General features: G+C 39.3%; 8 protein-coding genes. 5 read left to right on the forward strand and 3 right to left on the reverse strand.

Features of this window, described 5'->3' with window-relative positions:
• Positions 1–18 precede the first annotated feature (18 nt).
• From VER_RS04515 to VER_RS04535, 5 genes are all read left to right on the forward strand, one after another.
• Entirely contained in the window at positions 19–1,371 is a 1,353-nt protein-coding gene (locus VER_RS04515; protein ID WP_162099687.1) for a cation:proton antiporter, read from the forward strand.
• On the forward strand, positions 1,368–2,819 hold the full coding sequence (locus tag VER_RS04520) for a HAMP domain-containing sensor histidine kinase (RefSeq protein ID WP_162099688.1): 1,452 nt from the start codon (positions 1,368–1,370) through the stop codon (positions 2,817–2,819). Before VER_RS04515 ends, VER_RS04520 begins: the two co-directional genes overlap by 4 nt.
• Before the next feature lie 153 nt (positions 2,820–2,972).
• Positions 2,973–3,668 carry a response regulator transcription factor gene (locus VER_RS04525; RefSeq protein WP_238390136.1) on the forward strand — a complete coding sequence of 232 codons (696 nt, stop codon included), beginning with the start codon at positions 2,973–2,975 and terminating at the stop codon, positions 3,666–3,668.
• A gap of 310 nt (positions 3,669–3,978) precedes the next feature.
• On the forward strand, positions 3,979–4,584 hold the full coding sequence (locus tag VER_RS04530) for a phosphatase PAP2 family protein (protein WP_162099690.1): 606 nt from the start codon (positions 3,979–3,981) through the stop codon (positions 4,582–4,584).
• Complete coding sequence (locus VER_RS04535; protein ID WP_162099691.1) at positions 4,577–6,043, forward strand: glycosyltransferase family 39 protein; 1,467 nt, start codon at positions 4,577–4,579, stop codon at positions 6,041–6,043. The genes VER_RS04530 and VER_RS04535 overlap by 8 nt, the downstream gene beginning before the upstream one ends.
• Positions 6,044–6,060: 17 nt before the next feature.
• On the opposite strand, the gene VER_RS04540 is transcribed toward VER_RS04535, so the two are convergent.
• The 3 genes from VER_RS04540 to VER_RS04550 are packed head-to-tail and all read right to left on the reverse strand — an operon-like array spanning position 6,061 to position 8,154.
• Positions 6,061–6,357: a DUF5960 family protein gene (locus VER_RS04540; RefSeq protein ID WP_162099692.1), complete on the reverse strand. Its 297-nt coding sequence runs from the start codon at positions 6,355–6,357 to the stop codon at positions 6,061–6,063.
• Positions 6,347–6,727: a hypothetical protein gene (locus tag VER_RS04545; RefSeq protein ID WP_162099693.1), complete on the reverse strand. Its 381-nt coding sequence runs from the start codon at positions 6,725–6,727 to the stop codon at positions 6,347–6,349. Before VER_RS04545 ends, VER_RS04540 begins: the two co-directional genes overlap by 11 nt.
• Positions 6,724–8,154 carry a Y-family DNA polymerase gene (locus tag VER_RS04550; protein ID WP_162099694.1) on the reverse strand — a complete coding sequence of 477 codons (1,431 nt, stop codon included), beginning with the start codon at positions 8,152–8,154 and terminating at the stop codon, positions 6,724–6,726. Before VER_RS04550 ends, VER_RS04545 begins: the two co-directional genes overlap by 4 nt.
• Positions 8,155–8,241: the final 87 nt, after the last annotated feature.

Here is an 8,241-nt window from a genome sequence, read left to right on the forward strand (position 1 = left end):
AGATTAGGAGGTCTTAGTGTGTTAACCTCTTTAGGTTTTATTTTATTAGGTGGGGCAGCTCTAGCAGGGCTGTGCCGCCGTATTCAATTGCCTACGATTATTGGACTTATGATAGCGGGGCTTATATTGGGCCCTCAAGGCTATAACTGGTTAGATAGTTCAATGCTAACGATTTCGCTGGACTTGCGACAAATGGCGCTTATTCTAATTTTAGTTAAGGCGGGATTAGCTATTAATTTACGAGATATTTGGAATTTAGGCCGTCCATTACTTATGATGGCCACCGTGCCGGTGCTATTAGAGCTTAGCGTATTAACATATTTGGGGCTTACTGTTTTTGAGTTACATGGGCTAGAGGCTGTATTACTGGCAACAGCTGTATGCGCTGTCTCACCAGCGGTTGTTGTGTTTCGTATGATTCATTTAATTGAGCAGCGGTATGGTATTGCTAAAAAGATTCCACAATTGATTATGGTAGCGTCTTCGTTAGAGGATATTGTAGTGGTTGTTGTTTTTTCATTGGTGTTAACCTTGGTAGAAACACATGTGGAAACGCCTGATGGTATAGGGGCGTTAGAAGCTATGGCACAAGTTCCCATAGCTTTATTAGGTGGTATCATTTTAGGCGTATTAAGTGGCGTGTTATTAGCTTATATTGCAAAAATTATGAGTCCGAGTGCGCCTACTGTAGCCAAAACAAAGGTATTAAAAGCGAGTCAGAATTTATTGAAAAAAGAAGACATTATTCATTCTGTAAAAGGTGATACAGATGGCAAGCAAGCTCAGACTATGAAGACATATATGATGACGCCACAACAAGCTACCTTACTATTAACGCTTATTGTTGCGACTGCATTTGTTTTAGTAGCTTTGGGGAATTGGTTAAAGCCTATTATTTCTATTTCAGGTCTATTAGCTGTCATGATTATGGCTAGCGTTGTTAAGGGACAAGTTCCTTATGAACTAGGGCAAGGGCTTAATCGGATGGTTAATCAACTTTGGATTCCTGTAGAAATTATTTTATTTGTGCTTGTAGGTGCTGCCATTGATACAACATATATGCTTAGCATGAGTGGTATTTTGATTCTTGTTATTGCTCTTGGCTTGATAGGTCGTACGATAGGGGTGGCCATATCCTTATGGAAGACGCCATTAACCATAAAAGAGCGTACCTATTGTGCTATTTCTTATGCTCCAAAGGCTACCGTGCAGGCTGCTATTGGTGGGATTCCGTTAGCATTAGGCTTGCCCAGTGGTCCTTTAGTATTAGCGGCTTCGGCGATGGCCATTGTTATTACCTCGCCAATTGGGGCTATTTGCATGGACTATTTTTATAAACGCTTATTACATCATGATGAGGACTTGCTATGACTATTAAAAAGCGGTTAGCTATTTCAAACTTTTTGATGATTGCTATCCCAACGCTGGTAGCATTAATTATTGCCTTTTTAAGTATTACGGCTTTATGGGTACCGTTGGTACAAGAAAATAATATAGGCGTTCGTGATTTAGAGGACTTTGAAAAAACGAGTACCTTTATGTTGACGCAAGTAGAAGGTAAACTAAAAGAACGGGTGGCTGTTGGTGGCGATCCTCGTATTTCCGATGTGGCTACTTCATTACGAGCTTTGACAGGCTATACGATTCGGATTAAAAGTCCGCAGGGGGAGCTTTGGACCTGGGGCGATGATCCGAAGTTAGAAGTCTCTAAACTGCAAGGTTCAGCTGATGAATTAGTTGGTGAGGGGATTATTTCTAATGGTAGTAATGCCATTGCTATACGTGATGTAGCGACCGTAGGGGGCTTATATCGCATATATATTTTTGGCTCTGAAATTAAAACGCGCACTTGGCCTGCTAAGAATACGGTTAAATGGACTTTGATTTTTATTTTTGTAGTGGTTGTGATTGGGATTATTGTAGCTAATCGCTTCCTGACGCGCTTTGTATTTCAACGAATTCGAGGTGCTTTAGATTTATTAGCTAAGGGCGTTCGTCAAATTCGCGATGGTAACTTAGCGGTGAAATTGACCTATGAAGGACAGGATGAATTTGCCCCTATTTGCGAAGATTTTAATGACATGGCACGACGTTTAAAAGAATCTGTCGATTTAATTCAAAAGCAAGAGCAAAATAGGAAAGAGTTATTAGCTGGGATTTCTCATGATTTACGATCCCCTTTAACCTCTATTAAAGCGTATGCGGAAGGTATACAAGATGGCATTGCTACAACACCTGAATTAGAGGCTAAATATATACGCATGATTCAAACCAAAGCAGATGAAATGGAACACATGATTAGCAATTTGTTTACCTTTTCTAAAATGGATATGGATGATTATCCAAACTATCCAGAAGAGGTTGATTTAGGGAAAGAAATAGCAAACTTTGTACAAAATGAAAGTGTAGCTTATGAAAATAAAGGGTTATATTTACAATATGAAGTAATTGGTGAGACGTTTAAGATTTGGGCTGATCCCTTCCAAATTCGCCATATTTTGATGAATATTGCGGATAATAGTGTTAAATATAAAACGGCGGCGATGGGACATTTACATATAGTTTGTGAAGCGAAGGCTGAGACTGTGTATTTACGCTTAGCCGATGATGGGCCAGGGACAACGTCGGCTAATTTAGAACGACTGTTTGAGGTCTTTTATCGTGATGATAGAGCCCGTAGCAATCCTCATAAGGGGAGTGGGTTGGGCCTAGCAATTGTGAAAAAAATGGTACAACAAATGAAGGGTTCTATTAAAGCGGAATTGGTAAAACCGCATGGTTTAGCTATTAGTATGTCGTTCCCTCGTTATATAAAGTAAATTAGGGTGTTATACAGTTAATTAGTAGGTTATAAAGTTAATTAGTGTGTTTACAGGTTGACTATGGGTGCTTGAAAAAGAAAGTTCTAGACTGACTATGGGTGCTTAAAGAAAGATAACAGGTTGACTATGGCACTTGAAGGAGGCTATATTGTGTCGAAACGAATTTTAATTATTGAAGATGATCAGGCGATTGCTGAGATTGAACGTGACTATTTACAGCTTAGTCAATTTGAAGTGGTATTAGCTAATGATGGCGCGGAAGGATTAAAGCAAGCCTTAACAGGCACCTTTGATTTAATTCTCCTTGATGTGATGTTGCCTACTATGGATGGCTTTGAAATTTGTAAAAAGCTTCGTGAAACCTTAGATATTCCTATCCTCATGGTTACGGCTAAACAAGAAGATATTGATAAAATTCGTGGTTTAGGGTTAGGGGCCGATGATTATATTGAAAAACCATTTTCGCCAAGTATTTTAGTGGCGCGGGTAAAAGCTAATTTAGCACAGTATGATCGTTTGAAAAAAGGGCAGACCGATAATACGTTAGCGGAAATTCAAGTAGGCAATTTACGTATTCAACCTGGATCACATCGCGTTTTTGTGCGCAATCAAGAGATAAGTCTTAAAAATAAGGAATATGAACTCTTATTATTTTTAGTGCGTAATGGCGATTTAGTATTTGATAAAGAAACCTTATATGAACGAATTTGGGGATTGGATGCTATTGGTGATGTAGCGACAGTGCCTGTTCATATTAATCGATTGCGTGAAAAAATCGAAGATGATCCGAGCAATCCGCATTATATTGAAACCGTGTGGGGCGCAGGCTATCGTTTTAAATTATAGGTTAGTTTGAGCTTTAGCACTCTAAAGGTGTTCATTGTATTGTAGATTCTTGTTGGTTTTGTAGACATCCATTGCTTTAGCGGATTTTCAGGAAGGGTATACAGTTTTATTAGTTTATACCTAACTTAATAGGAACGGCTTATACAAAAAATAATTGATAAAAAAGCTACTACTGGCTTCGGCTGGTAGTAGCTTTTTTAAATTCGTAAAAAACTGTTTAAACTTAGTTTAAGTTTGATGTAAATGGAGTTTAATTGGCCCTTGTATACTTACTTTGTAAACAGACAGGTTACTAGCAAGGAGGTATATAATGGCTAATTTAATAAGTAGTATACAGCAATTTGATTTTGCTATATTAAATTATATTTGGATGTATTGGCATATTGATTGGTTAGATTCACTCATGGTAGGTATAACTACGCTGGGTGATAGCGGTATTATTTGGATTTTAATTGGTATCTATCTATTATGGCATAAGGCGTACCGTAAAACGGGTTTGGCTATTGTTATAGCTTTAGTGGTGGGCTTTATTATTTGTAATCTTGGTATAAAGCCGTTAGTAGGGCGCATTCGTCCCTTTGAGTTTCAGCCCGCTTTGCAATTATTGATTGCGGCCCCTCACGGTTATTCCTTCCCCTCGGGGCATACTTGGTCGTCTTTTGCTATGGCGACAATCTTAATACTAGACAAGATTCCCGGACGTTACTGGGCACTTGGTTTAGCCGCTGTTATCGGTTTTTCAAGAATTTATTTATATGTACATTATCCAACCGATGTGTTGGTAGCTGCTGTATTAGGTGTTGCTATCGGCGCTATGAGTTTCTATGCTTTGCGCCTCTATGCTTTGCGCTACTTAGCCGCTAGCCAATCCGTAATTTCGTATGATGTAGCCAAGGAGAGTATCCATCGTGACTAGTGCAAAAAAGCAGTGTGCTCTATTATTAGGATTAGCTTTATATCTATTTTTATTAGGCAATTGGAATATTGCTATTACCGATCCAGTAGAATCAAACTACGCCTTAACAGCTAAAGAAATGTTAATGGCTCAAAATTATTTATCCCCTCAAATTTATGGTAATTATTGGTATGATAAGCCTATTTTTTTCTACTGGGAAGTGATAGCAGGATTTAAGTTATTTGGGATTAATGAATGGGGCGCCCGCTTTTTTCCCGCTATGTTTGGTGTCTTAGGATTATTCATGACGTATTGGTTTGGTTATAAACTGTATAATCGCAGGACTGGTTTTGTAGCGGCTTTAATTCTAGGCACTTCCTTTGAATATTGGCTCATTGCTAAAACAGTGATTACGGATATGACTTTGTTTGTTTTTTTCAATGCAGCCTTAATTTGCTTTTATATAGGCTATAGCCATAGGCAACGTAATTACTACTACGGATCGTATTTTTTTGCCGCATTAGCCGTTTTGACAAAAGGACCGATTGGAATTTTACTACCAGGCTTAATCGTTATTTTATTTTTAATAAGCCAACGAAACTACAAAGAGTTATTTCATATGAAATGGCTAGGGGGAACGGCTATTTTTCTACTCGTAGCAGGCCCTTGGTACTATTTTATGTATAAAAACCATGGTATGGATTTTATCAATGTATTCCTAGGTGTACATAATGTATTACGTGCTACCGTGTCAGAGCATCCGCGTGATAATGTGTGGTACTATTATTTAGGTATGTTCATTATTGGATTTTTCCCTTGGGTATTTACGGTGCCAGCTATGTTGAAACGATATTGGCAAGACCGTCGCGCACAATTAGCGGTCAATAGCTTTTGGCAACGATGGGGCACCTTTGATACGACGACCGCCTTTTTATTAATTTGGGCACTTACCATTGCTATATTTTATCAATTGATGGCTACTAAATATACTACATACACGTTCCCGTATTTATTGCCTATTGCTGTATTAGTGGCTCGCTCCTTAGTCCTTCGTTTTACCCTTGTGAAACGGCTGGTCATAGGAAATGTTATCTTATATACGATTCTTACTTTTGCTGTAGCTATACCATATTGTGCCAATTATTCAGCAAAAGCCGTAGGGCATGTAGTGGCGCAACAGGTAACGGCGCAGGATATGGTAGTTAGTTATGGTAATTATAAAACTTCAGCTAATTATTACAGTGGGCAATTAGTATATCGTATTGCTAAAGCGGAAGATATTCCCGGCATGAAACCGTCAGCTATGGATTGGAATAATAAAAATGTAATGCCTTTGTTTGCTGCTGAAGAAGTGGTGGAAGAACCAAGCGTGTTGGCCATTGTAGAAAACCGTCGTATGGCTGATTTCCAACAGGCTGTAGGGGGCCATTGGACTACGGTAGAACGATTACCGAATTATACAGTGCTTCGTAAACAATAAATGGCCTAGTAAAATTTTTAGGCTCGTTTAGTGAGAGAATGGCCATCATATATATATTGGCGAATTAATCGTTTGTGTTCGACAGCATGAATTTTAAAATAGAAGTAATGATCTTGATTATCCTTGGATTTTTCCTTATTTAATTTAAAATAATTTTGTTGGGAGTGAGCCATACTTTGCAAAATATCATCTGTCAAAAAGGTAAGGGGCGTATCTAAGGCCGAATATTCATAGAAATCATTCTCAAATTGTAGATAATTAGGGGTAAAGTAAGCAAATTGTAGTTGATTACGTTGAAACTCTCTAGTTTCCATCCTCATCCATCTCCTCAGTGGTAATGCGAATAATTTGGTCTAATGAAGCTGTTATATAGTGGGAATCCCCCGTTTTAATCACGATTTCTTGTAAGTTTATTTCCTGTAAAACACCTTGAAGTTGGTGCACGGTAGCACCGGCTTTCAGGTGTTTTTTTATGTGAAACGTAGCTTTACATTGCTTAGCATAGAGACGGCCTAGCCAAAGTAGACGCTCTTCGTGGCTCATGGTATCAGCCATATCTAAGGCAATATGAGATTGTAAAAGGGCGGTTTGATGATCTGATAAGAAGAAACCCATCCATTTAGCCATTTTACGATCCTTGTAGGTGCGTGCTGATAGAAAGGGTAAATAAGAACGATTAATCATAAGAGACCGTCCAAACCACCAGCACCACCAGCGACATGCCCGCCGATAAGTTGACTGCGGGCTATGGCACGGGAGGCATCAAGCAAGGCGGAGGCTTTTTGAAGGGCTAAGAAACCGTGATGGCGACGAATATCGTCAATGGTATGTTCTAGATTATGCGCTTTTTGAATCGTTTCAGGATTATCAAAGAGGGACACACTTTGTAACGCTTCTGGCAGTAACTGACTGTAGCGAACGCCAATTTGACGGACCGGTTCACCTTGATAATGTTGGCGAAAGAGGGTAATTACATGTTGCGTCAGCTCTTTCGTTAATTGTGTAGCTTCGATTTTATGTTGTGCTTGAAAGGAATCTCGTGTAGTGGAGGTTTCGCTAGCAAAGCCAATGTAAATGGATACGCAACGTGTTTGTTGATGACTACGGCGTAAACGAATAGCTACTTGTTCGGCCATTTCAGCAAGTAATAATTCAATCTCTGTTTGCTGAGTATAATCACGTGGCAAAATTTGTGAATTGCCGATACCTTTAGCTTGTACTTTGTAGGGTTCGCGAACATTACTTTCATCGACACCATTAGCATGAAACCAAAGCTGGACACCGATAATGCCAAATTCCTTTTTTAAGACATTTGGATTGGCATGGGCAAGTTCTTTAATACTATGAATCCCTAATTTTTGTAACCGACGGGCGGTGCGACGACCAATACCCCAAAAATCGGTTAAATGAGGAAGTTGCCATACTTTAGTAGGGACTTCTTCGTAGGACCAATTAGCGCGCATCATAGGGGTAGTTTTAGCTTCATTATCTAAGGCCAATTTGGCGAGTAAAGGGTTGGCGTTGGACATGCCTACCGTACTAAAAATACCAGTGCGTCGCCATATGTCATGCTGAATTTTAGCAGCTACAATATCTAGCTTTTCACGACGGGATAGGGCTGGCTGAGGCACAAAGTAATTAATAGAGCGGGTCAAATCAACAAACCCTTCATCAATGGAATAGGGGCAAATATCTTCAGTGGCTGCATATTCACGAAGAATTTGTTGAATTTCAATGTTTTTTACAATATATAAGCCCATGCGCGGGGGCACAATCAAGGTGCGTTTAGCCCAACTTTCGATGTAGTTAATGTAGTCGGCTGTGATGGGCCAGCCTTCTTGGAGAGCCCGTTGTAGGTTGAAACGGCGTGTTTCCAGATGAAAGGGTAAATCATAGGAACGACTGACGTTTTGTTTGCCAAAGACATGTTTAAACGTAGGGGATGACGCTAAAATGAGCCCTTTAGAATTATCTGCTCGGCTCATGACACATAGGGACGTGGTAAGCGGATTTAAACCGCGTTCGATACATTCTACACTGGCATAAAAGGACTTCATGTCAATAAATGCAATATCAGATCGTGGTTCTAAGTCATAATTAATATACCCCACAGATGTCACCTCCTTCTGTTTCTCCTTATACTTCTATTTCTATTTCTACTTCTCTTTCTCTTTCTATTTCTACTTCTACTTCTACTT

The organism is Veillonella sp. R32 (assembly GCF_010093125.1).
In the GTDB taxonomy this organism is placed as follows: domain Bacteria; phylum Bacillota; class Negativicutes; order Veillonellales; family Veillonellaceae; genus Veillonella_A.